The sequence below is a fragment of the Clostridium porci genome (assembly GCF_009696375.1).
Lineage (GTDB): Bacteria > Bacillota > Clostridia > Lachnospirales > Lachnospiraceae > Enterocloster > Enterocloster porci.
On sequence record NZ_VUMD01000005.1, the window covers coordinates 122,618 to 139,292 of the forward strand.

General features: G+C 48.6%; 14 protein-coding genes and 1 riboswitch. Of the genes, 13 read left to right on the forward strand and 1 reads right to left on the reverse strand.

The window, feature by feature from the left end:
- Window positions 1-60 precede the first annotated feature (60 nt).
- From FYJ39_RS07160 to FYJ39_RS07200, 9 genes are all read left to right on the forward strand, one after another.
- On the forward strand, window positions 61-525 hold the full coding sequence (locus FYJ39_RS07160) for a GNAT family N-acetyltransferase (RefSeq protein WP_154471782.1): 465 nt from the start codon (window positions 61-63) through the stop codon (window positions 523-525).
- A gap of 26 nt (window positions 526-551) precedes the next feature.
- Window positions 552-1,796: a bifunctional glutamate N-acetyltransferase/amino-acid acetyltransferase ArgJ gene (gene argJ / locus FYJ39_RS07165; protein WP_154471783.1), complete on the forward strand. Its 1,245-nt coding sequence runs from the start codon at window positions 552-554 to the stop codon at window positions 1,794-1,796.
- A gap of 70 nt (window positions 1,797-1,866) precedes the next feature.
- Window positions 1,867-2,757 carry an acetylglutamate kinase gene (gene argB / locus FYJ39_RS07170; protein WP_154471784.1) on the forward strand — a complete coding sequence of 297 codons (891 nt, stop codon included), beginning with the start codon at window positions 1,867-1,869 and terminating at the stop codon, window positions 2,755-2,757.
- On the forward strand, window positions 2,750-3,994 hold the full coding sequence (locus FYJ39_RS07175) for an aspartate aminotransferase family protein (RefSeq protein ID WP_154471785.1): 1,245 nt from the start codon (window positions 2,750-2,752) through the stop codon (window positions 3,992-3,994). The genes argB and FYJ39_RS07175 overlap by 8 nt, the downstream gene beginning before the upstream one ends.
- 335 nt (window positions 3,995-4,329) lie before the next feature.
- The gene (locus tag FYJ39_RS07180) at window positions 4,330-5,850 is read left to right on the forward strand and encodes an efflux RND transporter periplasmic adaptor subunit (RefSeq protein ID WP_235919761.1); all 1,521 of its coding nucleotides are present in this window, start codon (window positions 4,330-4,332) and stop codon (window positions 5,848-5,850) included.
- 96 nt (window positions 5,851-5,946) lie between these two features.
- Entirely contained in the window at window positions 5,947-6,702 is a 756-nt protein-coding gene (locus tag FYJ39_RS07185; protein ID WP_235919771.1) for an ABC transporter ATP-binding protein, read from the forward strand.
- On the forward strand, window positions 6,692-7,903 hold the full coding sequence (locus tag FYJ39_RS07190; protein WP_154471787.1) for an ABC transporter permease: 1,212 nt from the start codon (window positions 6,692-6,694) through the stop codon (window positions 7,901-7,903). Before FYJ39_RS07185 ends, FYJ39_RS07190 begins: the two co-directional genes overlap by 11 nt.
- A 92-nt stretch (window positions 7,904-7,995) precedes the next feature.
- Window positions 7,996-9,243: a hypothetical protein gene (locus FYJ39_RS07195; protein WP_154471788.1), complete on the forward strand. Its 1,248-nt coding sequence runs from the start codon at window positions 7,996-7,998 to the stop codon at window positions 9,241-9,243.
- A 1-nt stretch (window position 9,244) separates the two neighbouring features.
- The gene (locus FYJ39_RS07200) at window positions 9,245-10,420 is read left to right on the forward strand and encodes a hypothetical protein (RefSeq protein WP_235919762.1); all 1,176 of its coding nucleotides are present in this window, start codon (window positions 9,245-9,247) and stop codon (window positions 10,418-10,420) included.
- Between the two features lie 22 nt (window positions 10,421-10,442).
- On the opposite strand, the gene FYJ39_RS07205 is transcribed toward FYJ39_RS07200, so the two are convergent.
- Window positions 10,443-11,147 carry a response regulator gene (locus tag FYJ39_RS07205; RefSeq protein WP_154471789.1) on the reverse strand — a complete coding sequence of 235 codons (705 nt, stop codon included), beginning with the start codon at window positions 11,145-11,147 and terminating at the stop codon, window positions 10,443-10,445.
- Window positions 11,148-11,303: 156 nt separating this feature from the next.
- Between FYJ39_RS07205 and FYJ39_RS07210 the strand changes: the two genes are divergently transcribed.
- The 4 genes from FYJ39_RS07210 to FYJ39_RS07225 all read left to right on the forward strand — a co-directional run bounded on the left by FYJ39_RS07210 (window position 11,304) and on the right by FYJ39_RS07225 (window position 16,629).
- Window positions 11,304-12,638: a TrkH family potassium uptake protein gene (locus tag FYJ39_RS07210; RefSeq protein ID WP_154471790.1), complete on the forward strand. Its 1,335-nt coding sequence runs from the start codon at window positions 11,304-11,306 to the stop codon at window positions 12,636-12,638.
- Between the two features lie 62 nt (window positions 12,639-12,700).
- Window positions 12,701-13,375, forward strand: a complete 675-nt coding sequence (locus FYJ39_RS07215) for a potassium channel family protein (RefSeq protein WP_154471791.1) — start codon at window positions 12,701-12,703, stop codon at window positions 13,373-13,375.
- Window positions 13,376-13,640: 265 nt separating this feature from the next.
- Window positions 13,641-13,736: riboswitch (purine riboswitch) on the forward strand.
- Window positions 13,737-13,864: 128 nt separating this feature from the next.
- On the forward strand, window positions 13,865-15,139 hold the full coding sequence (locus FYJ39_RS07220) for an amidohydrolase family protein (protein ID WP_154471792.1): 1,275 nt from the start codon (window positions 13,865-13,867) through the stop codon (window positions 15,137-15,139).
- A gap of 95 nt (window positions 15,140-15,234) precedes the next feature.
- Complete coding sequence (locus tag FYJ39_RS07225; RefSeq protein ID WP_154471793.1) at window positions 15,235-16,629, forward strand: NCS2 family permease; 1,395 nt, start codon at window positions 15,235-15,237, stop codon at window positions 16,627-16,629.
- The last annotated feature ends 46 nt before the right edge of the window (window positions 16,630-16,675 follow it).

Consider the following 16,675-nt stretch of genomic DNA (forward strand, 5'->3'; position numbering starts at 1 on the left):
TCTTATATAGTATTTATTAATAGAAGTATCCGTGAACTTGGAAGGAAAGGATGATAGAACATGGAGGAAACAACGGATATTCTTATCCGCAAGATGGAGGCAGAGGATTACGACCAGGTTTACCGGCTTTGGACACAGATTAAGGGCTTCGGTATCAGGAGCGTGGATGATTCCAGGGAGGGAGTGGAGCGTTTTTTGAGACGTAATCCTACTACCAGCGTGGTGGCAGTTAGGAATGGACGGATTTTGGGAAACATTCTTTGCGGTCATGACGGCAGAACCGGCTGCTTTTACCATGTATGCGTAGCTGCGGACTACCGGAAGCACGGGATTGGCTGCCGGATGGCGAGGGCTGCTATGGAGGCGCTGCAAAAGGAGGGCGTCAGCAAGATAAGCCTGATTGCGTTGAAAGAAAATCAGGTAGGAAACGCTTTCTGGAAGGGAATCGGGTGGACGAAGCGGGAAGATATAAACAGCTATGAGCTTGTGTTGAATGAGGAAAACATTACGCAGTTTGTCAGATGATACAGTTAAATGGGAGGAACGGCAATATGGCTAAAGCAAAGGTAGAATTGAAGAAGATTCAAGGGGGAGTGACAGCTGCCAAAGGCTTTCAGGCAGCGGCCGCAGAAGCGGGAATCAAATATAAGGGCCGGCAGGATATGGCCTTAATCTACAGTGAAGCTCCCTGCAGGCAGGCAGGCGTTTTTACTACCAACATAGTAAAGGCTGCTCCTGTTAAATGGGATCAGAAGCAAGTCTATGGAGGAGCGCCGGCTCATGCTGTGGTTATCAATGCGGGAATTGCGAATGCATGTACCGGGCAGGAGGGTATGGACTATTGCAGACGGACGGCAGAGGCTGCTGCAAATGCTTTGGGGGTGGCGGCAGGCAGCGTCTTGGTGGCTTCTACCGGGGTGATCGGCATGCAGCTTCCAATGGAGCGGATAGAGGCAGGCGTCAGGGCGATGGCTCCTCGTTTGAACAGCAGCCTGGAGAGCGGCGCCAATGCTTCCAGGGCTATTATGACCACAGATACAAAGAATAAGGAGGTGGCTGTGGAGGTTTACCTGGGAGGTGTCCCAGTCACAATCGGCGGTATGTGTAAGGGCTCTGGCATGATTCATCCTGATATGTGCACCATGTTGAGCTTTGTAACGACGGATGCAGCTATCAGCAAGGAGCTGCTTTGTGAAGCGCTGAAAACAGACATCCAGGATACCTATCATATGATATCTGTAGACGGGGATACCTCAACCAATGATACGGTCCTTCTCCTGGCTAACGGACTGGCGGGAAATCCTGAGATTACAGAAAAGAATGAGGATTACGAAACATTTTGCAGGGCATTAAATTACGTAAATGAAACGCTGGCGAAAAAGATGGCGGGAGATGGAGAGGGCTGTACGGCTCTCTTTGAGGTGAAAATTGTAGGGGCTGAGACAAAAGAGCAGGCCAGAGTTCTGGCTAAGTCGGTCATTACATCCAACCTTACAAAGGCAGCTATCTTTGGTCACGACGCCAACTGGGGCAGAATTCTCTGCGCTATGGGGTATTCGGGCGCTCAGTTTGATCCGGAGAGGGTGGATTTGTTCTTTGAAAGCGCGGCTGGCAGGCTGCAGATTATAAAGGATGGCGTTGCCGTAGCTTACAGTGAGGAAAAGGCTACGGAGATTCTCTCCCAGCCTGAGGTTACGGCTGTGGCAAACATTAAGATGGGGGAGGCTAAGGCCACTGCCTGGGGATGTGATCTGACCTTTGATTATGTGAAGATTAATGCAGATTACCGCTCCTAAGGTGGATGGCAATATCCGGCGGTTAAGGGCCGGAAAGCGGGTAATAAAAAGCAGGGAGGAAACGAGTGAAATGAATTTAGAACCGATGCAAAAAGCGGCTGTGCTCATAGAAGCGCTGCCTTATATTCAGCGCTTTAACCGGAAGATTGTAGTTGTTAAATACGGTGGCAGCGCTATGGTGGATGAGGAACTGAAACGGAAGGTAATTCAGGATGTGGCCCTTCTTAAGCTGGTTGGATTTAAGCCTATCATTGTTCATGGAGGCGGCAAGGATATCAGTCGCTGGGCGAACAAGGCAGGTATGGAGTCCCGATTTAAAAATGGGCTGAGAGTTACAGACGAGCCTACCATGGAAATTGCCGAGATGGTTCTTAATAAGGTGAACAAAAGCTTGGTTCAGCTGGTCAACGAGCTGGGAATCCAGGCAGTAGGCATCAGTGGCAAGGACGGTATGATTTTAAAATGCCGTAAGAAATACTCAGGCGGCGAAGATATTGGCTTTGTGGGGGAAGTGTCTGAGGTAAATCCAAAGCTAATCTATGACCTGCTGGAAAAGGACTTTCTTCCGATTATCTGCCCCATTGGCTTTGACGAGGATTTCCTAAGCTACAATATCAATGCGGATGACGCTGCCTGTGCCATTGCAACAGCGGTTCAGGCAGAGAAGCTGGCTTTTCTTACAGATGTGGAGGGTGTATACAAGAACGTGGAAGATAAGGAGTCCCTTATTTCCGAGATGGATGTGGAGGAAGCTCAGTCCTTTGTTGCCAGCGGGACGCTGGGGGGAGGCATGCTTCCAAAGATTCAGAACTGTATAAACGCCATTGAAAGCGGAGTTTCCAGAGTCCATATTCTGGATGGTCGGATTCCTCACTGTCTGCTGCTGGAAATCTTTACTGATAAGGGAATCGGAACCGCAATCTATAATTCCAAGGAAGATGAGAGGTATTATCATGGCTGATTATGGATGGATAGACCGGGCTGAACATGCCTTTTATAAAACCTACAACCGGCTTCCTGTGGTGTTTGACCATGGCGAGGGAGTGAATCTTTATGATAATCAGGGCAATGAATACCTGGACTTCGGAGCAGGCATAGCAGTGATGGCGTTAGGCTATGGGGATGAGGAGTATACAAAGGCGGTGGAGAAGCAGCTTCACAAGCTGACCCATAGCTCCAACCTGTTTTATAACCAGCCGTCCATTGAAGCGGGAGAAGGGCTGCTTAAGCTGTCCGGTATGGAACGTGTCTTTTTTACAAATAGCGGAACCGAGGCGATCGAGGGAGCGCTCAAGATTGCAAGGCGGTATTATTATAACAAGAGCTGTGAAGCGGCGGGAGCTGACGGCTGTCAGGAGAAGGAGCCGGCTATGATGGGAGAAATAATCGCCATGAAGCATTCCTTTCATGGAAGAAGCCTGGGGGCCCTCTCTGTAACAGGCAATGCACAGTATCAGAGGCCCTTTCAGCCGTTGATTCCCGGTATCCGGTTTGCGGAATTTAACAATCTGGACAGCGTTAAGGAGTTGATGAATGATAAGACCTGCGCTGTGATTATGGAAACCATTCAGGGAGAAGGCGGTATCTATCCTGCGAATCCTGAGTTTATAAAGGGGGTGAGAGCCCTTTGTGACGAGGGCGATATGCTGCTGATACTGGATGAAATCCAGTGTGGGCTGGGACGTTCCGGAGAAATGTTTGCATGGCAGCATTACGGTGTAAAGCCGGATGTGATGACGGTTGCCAAGGCGTTGGGAAACGGTCTGCCTGTGGGAGCGTTTCTTGCCTGGGGAAAAGCAGCCTCGGCCATGGCTCCCGGCGACCATGGCACTACCTATGGCGGCAATCCACTGGTGACGGCGGGAGCAAAGGCAGTGCTGGATATTCTTGAGCAGCGGAAAATCACAGATCATGTGAAAGAGGTAGGAGCTTATCTGGGCCAGGAGCTGGAAAAGCTGGTTTCGGAATGTGATATTATCTGCGACTGCCGGGGAATGGGGCTGATGCAGGGACTGGAATTCACAAGGCCAGTAGCTCCTATTGTGACCAGTGCCCTGCTGGATCAGAAGCTGGTGCTAATCAGCGCGGGCGCCAATATTATACGCCTTGTACCTCCTCTGGTAATTGAGAAATGCCATGTAGATGAGATGATAAAAAGACTGAAGGCTGCAATAAACCACACCGAAAAACAGAAATAAGAAAAAAGCTCCAAAATATGGCCCCTGGAAGAGGGAGCCGTTCCGTATCTAAAGCATATTACCGATTGTTTATAAAAATGGCATGGCCGTCAGGCTGTGCCATTTGCTTTTTAGAGCAGAGGCCTACTATATGTAATGATCTCTTAAGCAATTCTTTCGTTTTCATTTATAAATTGTTAGAAAAGATATAGATGAAATATTTAAGCAAACCATCTATAATAGTCTTATGAAATGAACAATTACATAAATTTGTTTATTTTTGTTGTATCACAAGGTAATATGTGGTATGATTGTACTAATTCAAATAGTACAGTAATAGCTTTCAGGAGGATAGGATGAGTAGTGAGAGGATGACAGAAAAGATGGACGCCTTGGACGGGGCAGAGGGTGAGAGACTTGGAGCAGCTAGGGAGGAAGAGGCTCAGAGTCCGGCTCCGAACGCATGCGAGATAGATCGGAGACGCAATGAGGAGTCGGAAGAGATAGACCGCCAGATGGAAGCTCTTATGCTTGTGGAACCGTCTGAGGAAGGAACGGGTAGGAAAAAGAAGAAAAAAAGAAAGAAGAGTCCTGCCGGGGAAAAAGAGAAACCTACTGGAAAGAAGCCGGCCTTTATACAGCGCGTCAGGGGCTGGAGCAGAAAGCGCAAAATACTTACGGCTGTATGCTTTTTGGCCGTAATGGTGTTTCTGGGATTGAAGGCTTCTGGAGGGAATAAGGATATGGGAATTCCCGTAACCGTGATACCTCTGTCAAAACAGAGTATTCAGGAGAAGCTTTCCTTAAACGGCCCGGTGACAGGCACTGACAGCGTAGATGTGGTATCCAATCTCCATGCGGAAATAAAGGAAATGCATGTTAAGGAGGGTGACCAGGTTGAAAAGGGCCAGATTCTGGCAGTGCTGGATAGAACCGATTTAGAGAGAGCGGTTCAGATTGCCCAGAACGCCTATGACCTGGCAGTGAATAATAAGAAGGAGAAGGATAAGGAGGCGGCTCTGGGTTATGAAAAGGCAGTCCAGGATTTCCAGAAGGCCTCCATGGATCATAACAGAAACAGCCTTCTTTTTGCAAACGGAGATATTTCTCAGATGGATCTGGAAGCCAGCGCCAATGCCTTAAATGATGCAAAGCGCCAGATGGAAGGCTACACGGTGGTAAATGGCAGAGGCGTTGCAGACAAATCCTACGAGCTGCAGATTCAAAACGCAGCCTTCGAGCTGGAAAAGAAAAAGGAGGAGCTGGAGAACGCACAGATAAAGAGCTCCATCGACGGCACGGTAGTCCGTGTCAATTCCAAGGTAGGCCAGTTTGCCGACAAGGTGGAGGATGATAAGCCCATGTTCAGCATTGAGAATTTGGAGGAGCTGGAGCTGGAGATTAAGGTCAGTGAGTTTTCCATCGGAAAGGTGAAGGTAGGGCAGACGGCTGTTATCAGCGCCGATATTCTGGATGGGGAGACTGTGAACGGAGAGGTTGTTAAGATATCCCCTACAGGAGAAGAAAAGGGCGGCGGTTCCACAGAGCGTGTAATCCCTATTACCATACGGGTGCAGGGAGGCAATACAAAGCTCATTGCAGGTATTACAGCCAAAGCGGAGCTGCTGATACAGGAGGCGGAGGATACCTTTGTAGTTCCTTCCTCGGCACTTTTTGACGAGGGAGACGCTACATATATCGCCATTGTGCAGGATATGCAGGTGAAGCGGATTCCTGTGAAGCTGGGCGTTGAGAGCGACATAAACGCAGAGGTTATCCCTACCGATGGTACGGTTTTGGAGGAAGGTATGCAGCTGATCACCAATGCGGGTCCCCAGCTTACAGATGGGGCGGCAGTTATGGTGATGCCGAAGTAGTGGGAGGCTTTTATGAAAAAATGGACTAAGAAGCAGGACGCTGCACAAAAGGGCGGGTCAACGGCTGGCGGTCTGGGAATATCTTTGAGGGAACGCCTGCGCAGAAAAACGCCTCTTTACCAGGAGCCTTATGATGGGCCATTGATAAAACTGGAAAACCTTGTAAAAATATACGATACAGGAGCCATCAAGGTACTTGGTCTTAAGAAAATCAACCTGACCATTGAGCGGGGAGAATTTGTAGCTATTATGGGCCATTCCGGTTCTGGCAAATCCACTCTTATGAACATTCTGGGCTGCCTGGATCGGCCAACGCTGGGCCACTATTATCTGGACGGTATTGATACGGCAGATATGACGCCTGATCAGCTTTCGGACATCCGAAACCGCAAGATAGGATTTGTTTTTCAGTCATTTAACCTGATATCCAGAACCTCGGCTTTAAAAAATGTAGAGCTGCCCATGACCTATGCAAGGGTTTCCCGATCCAAACGCACGGAGCGGGCTAAGGCGCTTTTGGATCGGGTGGGTCTGGGAGGCAGGAGGGAGCATATGCCCAATGAGCTTTCCGGCGGACAAAGACAGAGAGTTGCCATAGCCAGGGCCTTGGCTAACCAACCGCCTTTGATTCTGGCAGATGAGCCTACGGGCAATCTGGATACGGCCTCTTCTGTGGAAATTATGGAGCTGTTTTCACAGCTTCACAAGGAAGGAGCTACTGTGGTAGTGGTAACTCATGAGGAGGACATTGCGGCATTTACAGACCGCGTGCTCCGGTTCAGCGACGGCCAGCTTCTAAGCGATACCCTAAACGACCACAGTCAGGGAAAGGAGACGGCAGATGCTCATTGAAAATATGTATATGGCTTTTTCGGCCATCCGTTCCAATAAGATGCGTTCAGTCCTTACCATGCTGGGTATTATCATTGGGATTGGTTCTGTTATTGCTATTGTTTCCATCGGTGATACCATGAGAAGTATGTTTGCCGATCTATATAAGGATGTGGGAATTACACAGGCATACGTCTCCATCGGCTATTGGGTGGAGGATGTGAGAGAGAGCGATTATTTTACGCTGGAAGAAATAGAGCAGGCTAAGGCCGCCTTTGGGCATGATATTGCATATATCGACAGCAATTCATATGCCAGCAGCGACGCTTCCTATAAGCGGACTAAGGTCAGCTTTGAATACCAGGGCATTGATTATAACTATCAGGATGTACAGCCGGTAAATGTGATTTACGGACGTTACATCAATAAAGGGGATATTCTGGGAAGAAAAAGAAATGTGGTAATGGACGTGGAAAGCGCGAAGCTGTTGTTTGGAGTGGAAAATGCGGTGGGAAAGACATTTCGGACGACTATCGCCGGAGCTACGGAGGATTACACGGTTGTGGGAGTGTACAGGAAGGACATAAGCCCTTTTCAGAAGCTGATGATGGGAAAAAGCCAGGATAAAGGATCTGCTTTTCTTCCCTATACGCTCCTTACCCGTCCAAATGATTCCTTTTTCAACGTCCGTGTGTTTGCGGCAGATGATATAAATCTGGATGAGTTTTTTTCTAAATTTAAAGCATATATGGCGAAGCTTCACAACAGGGAGCCAAAGGATATGCGCATCTATACAGCTATGGAGGAGATGAATTCCGTGGACTCTGTTATGGGCGCTCTTTCTATGGCGGTAGGAGGCATAGCGGCAATTTCGCTTTTGGTTGGAGGGATTGGCATTATGAACATTATGCTGGTGTCTGTAACAGAGCGAACCAGGGAGATTGGCATCCGAAAGGCCCTGGGAGCCAGAACAAAGGATGTCCTCATACAGTTTCTGACAGAGTCGGCTATTTTATCCGCCTGCGGAGGGATCATAGGAATTCTGCTGGGTGTGGGGCTGGTATCTCTGGGAGGCATGGCCTTCGGCTTATCTGTGGTGATAAAGCCGGGGGTAATATTGGTGGCGGTGACCTTTTCTGCTGTGGTGGGTATTTTTTTCGGACTGTACCCAGCCTCCAAGGCAGCTAAGGCAGATCCCATTGACGCTCTGCGCTATGAGTAAGAGAGAAAGAAGCAGGAAGAAGATAAGGCTCCTGATTAGGAGCAGAGAGTTTTAGATAACATTCAGACACAGTCAAGAGGAAGGAGGCATAAATGATAAAGCACAAGGAAAAGGGGGCAGGAGAAAAGGCCTTTTGGGATTTGGAAAGAAGATGCGGTTCTTCGGACTGCCTTAGGCGGTTTACGTTCGCCCTGTCCATAGGCCTGGCTGTCAGTACAGCTCTTTCCTGCACTGTATGGGCCGGACCGGAGTTTGCCTATTCCGCGGAGAAGTGGGAAACTCTGCGGGATAATGTAATGGAATATCATGAGCTGGCGGATCTGATTCATGAGTATAACGCAACTGTAATCAACAATCGCCTAGAGTACGATAAATACAGGGGAAAGAGCCATGATGACTTGAAAAACGCATATCAGGATATGGCCGACAGCCTTTATTCCTCCAGCGATAAGCTGGTGGATTCCGCTGTGGAGGGAGAGGCAGGCTATGATAGCGCCATGGCCTCCGCAGCCCTTGCAAGAGTTCAGGCAGAACAAAATCAGGAGCTGGCAGATGCCCAGAATGAGGATGGCTATATAAAAAAGCTGGAGTATGATCGGGCAGAGGCTGCTCTTATCCAGTCGGCTCAGACCAAGATGAATTCTTACTGGCAGAAGGAAAAGAATGTACCGTCTCTCAATGAGGCTGTTCTTTCCGCAAAGACGGAGTACGAGGTTATGGCTGTGAAAGCTGAAGGGGGAATGATTACCCAGGCGGAGCTTCTGGCAGCCAGAGAAAAGACGGAGTCGGCTCAGGCTGCTGTGGAGGCTAATCAGAAGGAGATGGACGCTCTGAAAAGGGAGCTTTGCGTCATGACCGGATGGAGCTACGATGCCCAGCCGGATATCCGGGAAATACCGATTCCCTCCTTAGATGAGGCGGATGTCATTGACCTGGAGGCTGATAAAGAGCTGGCTCTTAAGCAAAATTATACGCAAAATGCCAATGAGCGCCGGCTTAAGCACACGAATAAAGGCGCTCAGTATGATGTTCTGGAGAAAAAGGTGGAAACCGGCCGTCAGCAGATCGCCGCTGATGTAGAGTCAAAATATAAGCTTTTAAAACAGGCGCAGTCAGACTATGCGCTGGCAGACGGACAATACCAGCTGGCAGTGAAGGATCAACAGTCCGCCCAGCTCCGCTATAGCTTGGGAGCCCTTTCCCGGAATGGGCTGCTAAAAAGCCAGGGGAGTCTGGCAGGAGCTCAGTCAGCCAGGGATGTGGCGGCACTGAAGTTCGGTCAGGCTATGGAGAATTACCGTTGGGCGGTGAAGGGTCTGGCACAGGCGGAGGGGGAATAGTATGAGGCAGGGAGAACGATTCAGAAAGAGAGTCTTAAGGAAGAACGCTGTTTTGCACTGTACTGGACGAATCCTTCTGACATTGGCTCTGGCTGCCGTTACTGCCTTTTATGGGGGAGGCATGCTGAACTCCCGCGCAGAGGAGGCAGCCGGGCCAAAGCTGGTTCAGTACGCCGATCTGGAAGCTCTGGTTAAGGAGTTCTCTCCTCAGGTTCAGATGGAACGTGCTCAATTTGACAGCCGTCTGGGCAGGTATGAGAGCGCCAGGGAGGATATTATGGAAACCAGGCGCCGTTTGAAAGAAGAGGCCGATTCCTTGGAGAAAGAAGGAGATAACGAAGGAGCAGAAAGCTACCGGGCACAGGCCAAAACTCTGGAGAAAGCAGCCAAAGACATGGATAAGCAGATCCGTTCTGCAAAAGGCAGCGCCAGCTCCATGGCTTTAAGACAGATGGAGGATACCATGATCTGGACAGCCCAGAGCCTGATGGGAACCTACCACAGCCTTAAGCTGGAGCAGGTGGGAGCGGCAGCACAGGCAGAGCTAAAGCAGAGCCTGTATGAAAAGGCCCGGCGGCAGTTTGATACCGGGGGCGTTTCTTGGAGGGAGACAGAGGAGGCAGCACAGGCAGCAGCAGCTTCAGCCAGCCGTTCCCAGTCACTGCTTGATGAGATGGAGCGGGTCAAAGGAGAGCTGGCAATGCTTCTTGGATTCGAAACTGGAGCAGAGATAGAACTTGCCTCCATGCCTATGCCGGACAGTGCGCGGACGGATGATATCAAACTGGAGGTGGATAAATGGAGAGCCCTTGGCAATAACTACGAGCTGAGAGCTGAACGGGGAGCCTCCTTTAGGGGAACGAACAAAGAGCTGCACTCCAGACAGAGAAGAATTGAACAGAATGAAGAAACGATGTATGCACAGATAGAAGCATTGTACCAGTCTGTGCTGTCAAGCCGTACAGCCTGGAATGCCGCAGTCTCGGCTATGGCTGCGGCTGATGCCAAGTGGAAAGCTGACTCCCGCAAGATGGAGCTGGGTATGCTTTCAAATCAGGAATATCTGGAAGCCAGGGCTGCTTATCTGGAAGCAGTTGCAGCCAAGGGTCAGGCAGATGTGAATTTTCAGCAGGCTATGGAAACCTATGAATGGGCTGTAAAAGGATTGATACGATAGAAGCTTCCGCCAGGAGACATCCCTACTCTTCCCTCCGCAGCATCCTGTATCCCACGCCTACATGGGTCTGGATGTACTGTGGATGGGAAGGATTTTTTTCGATTTTTTTTCGGAGAGAGGCCATAAAGACACGGAGGGAAGCTACCTCTCCGTCCCAGGTCGTCCCCCATATCTCACGGACGATAAAGGAATGAGTCAGTACCTTGCCCATATTTTGGGCCAGAAGGCTCAAAAGCTTATATTCATAAGGAGTAAGGTGAAGCTCCTTGCCCTCCAGAGTGGCATAACCGGCTGCAAAATCAATGGACAGTTCTCCGTTGGTAAAGACAGGGGACTGACGCTCTGCCTGAGTCTGCATATAGCTTAACCTCCGTTGAGTAGAGCGCAGTCTGGCCAGCAGCTCATCTACAGAAAAGGGCTTGGTAAGATAGTCATCCGCACCTGCATCCAAAGCTTCGATTTTATCATTATCCTCGCTTCTGGCGCTGATTACGATAATAGGAGCGCTGGACCATGAGCGGACTTTTTTTATTACCTCCACTCCGTCCATATCAGGCAATCCCAGATCCAGAAGAATAATGTCCGGCCTTTGAGATGCCGCAGTCAGAATACCCAGCTCCCCCTTATCGCAGCAGATGTAGCGGTAGCCGTGCAATTCCAAAGTAGTTGCTATGAGATTTTTAATTGCCTTGTCATCCTCAACTACTAAAATTCCAGCTTTATTCATAGATAGAAACCTCCAGTGGATATATGGCCTGTAATAAAACATTTTTCCCTTGTTCTATAAGCAAAGTATACCATAACTAATCCAAATTCTACAGAGAATCCTCTTTATCTTTACATAATCTTTACACCTTGGCTGTTTCCGTTACACCTGTTTTATATGATTGGTGGTAAACTGTCTCTATACAGGAGGAATAAACGTATGAAATCCATAGAAAAACAATCCCCTGCCAGAATTATAGCTCTTGGCTTTCTGGCAGTTATCCTGGCTGGCTCTGTCCTGCTGATGGCGCCTTTTTGTGTGAAGCCCGGGGTAGAGCTTCATTATGTGGACGCGCTGTTTACATCTACCAGCGCAGTCTGCGTTACGGGGCTTATCGCAGTGGATACGGCAGATACATATACAGTGGCGGGGCAGACAGTGGTAGCGTTTCTGATCCAGATAGGGGGTCTGGGGGTGACCTCTGTTGGAGTAGGAGTGATACTGGCTCTGGGCCGCCGGGTGAACCTGAAAGAGCGTCTGCTGATAAAGGAAGCCATGAATCTGGACTCAGGAAAAGGCATTGTATGTTTGGTAAAGAATGTGCTTAAGACGACGCTCATATTCGAGGGAGCAGGTGCATTCCTAAGCTTCCTGGTGTTCAGCCGTGATTATCCGCCTTTAAAAGCCCTGGGAATCAGCCTGTTTCATTCAGTGGCAGCTTTTAACAACTCCGGCTTTGATATTCTGGGCGGCCTTCGCAATCTGATTCCCTACCAGGACGACGTTCTTTTGAATCTGACAACGGCAGGCCTTATCATCTTCGGAGGTCTGGGCTTTCTTGTAATTATGGATATAGCCAGAAAGCGTTCCTTTAAGAGGCTGACCTTGCACTCCAAGGCTGTAATTGTAACATCCCTTATCCTTTTGGCTTTGGGTACGGTTTTGATCCGGTTTACAGAGGATATTACCTGGCTGGGCGCGTTTTTTACCAGTGTATCCGCCAGAACGGCAGGATTTTCCACCTTCCCTCTGGGAGATTTTACAACCGCAGGCATTTTAACGGTATCTGTACTGATGTTTATCGGCGCGTCGCCAGGCTCCACCGGAGGAGGTATTAAAACTAGTACGTTGTTTACCTTGTTTCATACTATAAAGGGTGCGGCTATGAATGAGGAACCCCATGCGTTTCATTACCGGATTCCTCAGGCAGCCTTCTATAAGGCGGCTATTGTGACAGCCTTATCAGGCTTGGCAGTGTGCCTGGGAATTTTTTTAATGTGCATCCTGGAGCCTGAGCTTCCTTTTGAGGATATTTTGCTGGAGATAACCTCGGCTTTCGGCACAGTGGGCCTATCTACCGGCATTACTCCCAGCCTGTCGCCTTGGAGTAAGCTGTTGGAAATTGGGATTATGTACATTGGGAGGCTGGGGCCCTTAACGATTGCTACTCTATGGGTTTTTAAACCAGATACGTCAGTATCGTTTCCAGAAGGAAGCATCAGCATCGGATAGAGAAACGGGCTATGAGAGCTGTAAGAGGCAAAGAAACTGCAATGGCATAGGAGGAATAGAACATGACACGGAAACAGACAGAGGCAATGTCATACGGAATTATTGGTCTGGGACGCTTTGGAAGCGCCCTGGCTTCCACCCTGGCAGAGGGAGGAAAGGAGATTATGGTACTGGACTGTAATGAGGAAAAGGTCAGGAAGATGAGGCAGCTTACAGAGCACGCCTATGTGGTAAGGGATTTACAAAAGGAGACGCTGCGTGATACTGGCATTCAGAATTGTGACGTAGTAGTGGTGTGCATTGGAGATAAGGTGGACGTAAGTATTCTTACCACCTTAAATGTCATCAATCTGGGAGTGCCTCAAGTGGTATCTAAGGCCAACAGCCCGGAGCAGGGAGAAATTCTTGAAAAGATCGGAGCACAGGTCGTATATCCGGAGAGGGATATGGCGGTGCGGCTGGCCAAAGGCTTGATATCAAAGCGGGTGTTCAATCTCTTTGAGCTTAATGAAGCTGTGGATATTTCAGAGCTGAAGCTGAATGCCAGCCTATCGGGAAAGACGGTTCTGGAAGCTCAGCTCAGAAACCGGTACGGAGTGAATATTATTGCGATCAGCCGCGGGGACTGGCTGACTACGGATATTACGCCTGACTATGTGTTTCATGAGGGAGATACTCTGGTGGTGATAGGAGAGAGGGAAAAGATAAAAAGGCTTGCTGACGCGCTGGGAAGATAGCAAAATATAATTTTAATACCGCCTTTTTTCCATCACGCTATAATGCCCGGTTTTTTGCAAACTCACATCTGTAAATTATCTACAGACTGAACCGATATTCTTAAAAAAGAATATCGGTTTTTTACATTCATACTAGATAAAATCGAATGTTTTATTAAATATCCTATACAAAATATAGAAAATGCACAAAAAAATACCAATTTCATTGACATATAATTGTAAAATATGATAGACTCAATGTGTCAGAAGATGAAGCAGCTGAATAAACGTATAAGGATACAAAACTTGTATATGCTCAAAATAGGTTGGGCGTTTCTACCAACTACCGTAATAGTTGACTATAAGTTTTCACTTTTTATGCCGCTTCGGGGTTCCGGGGGCAGGCATGTGAGGCCTTGTGAACAGCGGTGGTTTTTTGTGTGCTAAGATTTTGCGCATAAAAGCTCAGGCTTGTCGCTGTCCGAGGAAATATAAAGACAGGAGGAGCATATGGAAGAAAAATTTGTGCTGAAGGGCAATATCTGTTACAGTCATAACGCCGATAGGCTGGAGTGTATGGAGCAGGGATATTTGGTTTGTGAGGACGGCAGATCGGCAGGGGTATATAAAGAGCTTCCGCAGATATATGCCGGGTTTCCATTGATGGATTATGGAGACAGAATGATTGTTCCAGGTCTTACAGACCTTCATATCCATGCCCCCCAGTATCCCTTTAGAGGTCTTGGCATGGATCTGGAGCTTCTGGACTGGCTGAACACTCGAACCTTTCCTGAAGAAGCCAGGTATAGCGACAGGGAGTATGCAGGAAAAGCATATAGGATTTTTGCAGATGACATAAAACGTGGCGGAACCACGAGAGCCTGTATTTTCGGAACCCTTCACAGGGAGGCTACGGTGAAGCTGATGGATTTAATGGAGGCTACAGGCCTTAAGACCATGGTGGGAAAGGTGAATATGGATCGGAATTGTCCTGACTTTCTGGTGGAGGAGAGTGCTGAGGCATCCATTAAGGAGACCCGGCTCTGGCTGGAGGAGATAAAGGGCAGATACAGGAATACCCGGCCTATCCTTACACCCAGATTTATTCCCACCTGCACCGATGAGCTGATGGAGAAACTAAAGGGGATTCAGGAGCAGTACGGACTTCCGGTTCAGTCCCATCTTTCAGAGAATATGGGAGAAATCGCCTGGGTGAAAGAGCTTTGTCCCTGGTCGGAATGCTACGGCGATGTCTACGATCACTTCGGTCTGTTCGGCGGTGATGTAAAAACCATCATGGCGCACTGTGTGTGGTCCGGTGAAGAGGAGACGGAGCGGCTGAGAGAGAGAGGGGTATATGTGGCTCATTGTCCCCAGTCCAACACCAACCTTTCCTCAGGGATTGCTCCCGTAAGGCGGTATCTGGATCAGGGGCTTAAGGTGGGGCTTGGGACTGATGTGGCAGGAGGAAGCAGCGCTTCTGTTTTTCGTGCCATGGCCGATGCCATTCAGGTGTCAAAGCTAAGATGGAGGCTGCAGGATGAGAGCTTAAAGCCCCTTACTTTTACGGAGGCATTTTACCTTGGTACGAAAGGAGGCGGCTCCTTCTTCGGAAAGGTGGGAAGCTTTGAGGCGGATTATGAGTTTGACGCGCTGGTGCTAAATGACAGCGGTCTTAGGCATCCCCAGCCTTTGAGCCTGCAGGAGCGTTTGGAGCGGTTCATCTACCTGGCAGACGAGCGCCATATAGAAGCCAAGTATGTGGCGGGAAAGAAGGTATTTTAAAATTGGGCAGGGAGCATGATGAAAGAGCGGTAAGGGGGGCCGGGTTCTTTCTATGCAAGTAGAAACCGTAGTATGAAACCAAGGAGGCACGAAGTATGGAGAATAAAGCAAATCAGGGATTTTTAGAGAAGATATTTCATCTGTCGGAGAACAGGACGGACGTGAGAACGGAAGTAATTGCCGGTATTACCACGTTTATGACTATGGCGTATATTCTGGCAGTAAATCCCAATATTTTAAGTGAAACTGGAATGGACAGGGGAGCGGTTTTTACAGCCACAGCCCTGGCGTCCCTAGCTGCAACCCTGCTGATGGCTGCATTAGCAAACTATCCCTTTGTTCTTGCGCCTGGTATGGGATTGAATGCTTACTTTGCATATACGGTAGTTCTTCAGATGGGCTATACATGGCAGATGGCTTTGGCAGCCGTATTTGTGGAGGGTATCGTATTCATCGCGCTTTCGCTGACCAATGTGCGTGAAGCGGTTTTCAATGCGATCCCCATGAATTTAAAGCATGCAGTGTCGGCTGGAATCGGTCTTTTTATCGCCTTTATCGGTCTTCAGAATGCGAAGATCGTAGTTGGAAGCACAACGCTGGTATCTATGTTTTCCTTTAAGGGCGCAATAGAGGCAGGGACCTTCAATTCCATAGGAATTACCGTAATATTAGCCTTGCTTGGAGTTCTGATTACTTCCATTTTAGTCGTGAAGGAGGTAAAGGGAAATATTTTGTGGGGTATCCTTATTACCTGGCTTTTAGGAATTATTTGTGAACTGACAGGACTGTATCAGCCCAATGCGGAGTTGGGAATGTTCAGTGTACTGCCTGACTTCTCAGGGGGTCTGCATATTCCAAGCATGTCTCCTACTCTCTTTAAGATGGATTTTAGCGGTCTTTTGTCCCTGGATTTTTTGATGATTATGTTTGCCTTTTTATTTGTGGATATGTTTGACACGCTGGGAACCCTGATTGGAGTTGCCTCCAAGGCAGATATGCTGGATAAGGACGGAAAGCTTCCGAAGCTTAGAGGCGCCCTGCTCTCTGATGCCATAGGAACCACGGTGGGAGCTGTATTCGGCACCTCTACGACCACAACCTTTGTAGAGAGCGCTTCCGGCGTGGCGGAAGGAGGAAGAACAGGGCTTACGGCAGTGGTAGCAGCCGTTTTGTTCGGTCTGTCCCTGTTTCTGTCGCCTATTTTCCTTGCAATTCCTTCCTTTGCGACAGCTCCAGCTTTGATCATCGTAGGCTTTCTGATGATTACGTCGATTACGAAGATTGACTTTTCAGGCCTGACGGAAGCTTTGCCATCCTATATCTGTATTATTGCAATGCCGTTTATGTACAGTATTTCCGAGGGGATCGCTATGGGAGTTATTTCTTATGTAGTGATTAATCTTCTGTCAGGGCGCGCCAAGGAGAAGAAGATAAGCCTTTTGATGTATATTCTGGCTGTACTGTTTGTGCTTAAGTATGTTCTGCTTTAATGAAAGGGCTTTGGGAAGGGGACGTTACGGGCTTAACAATTTTAGA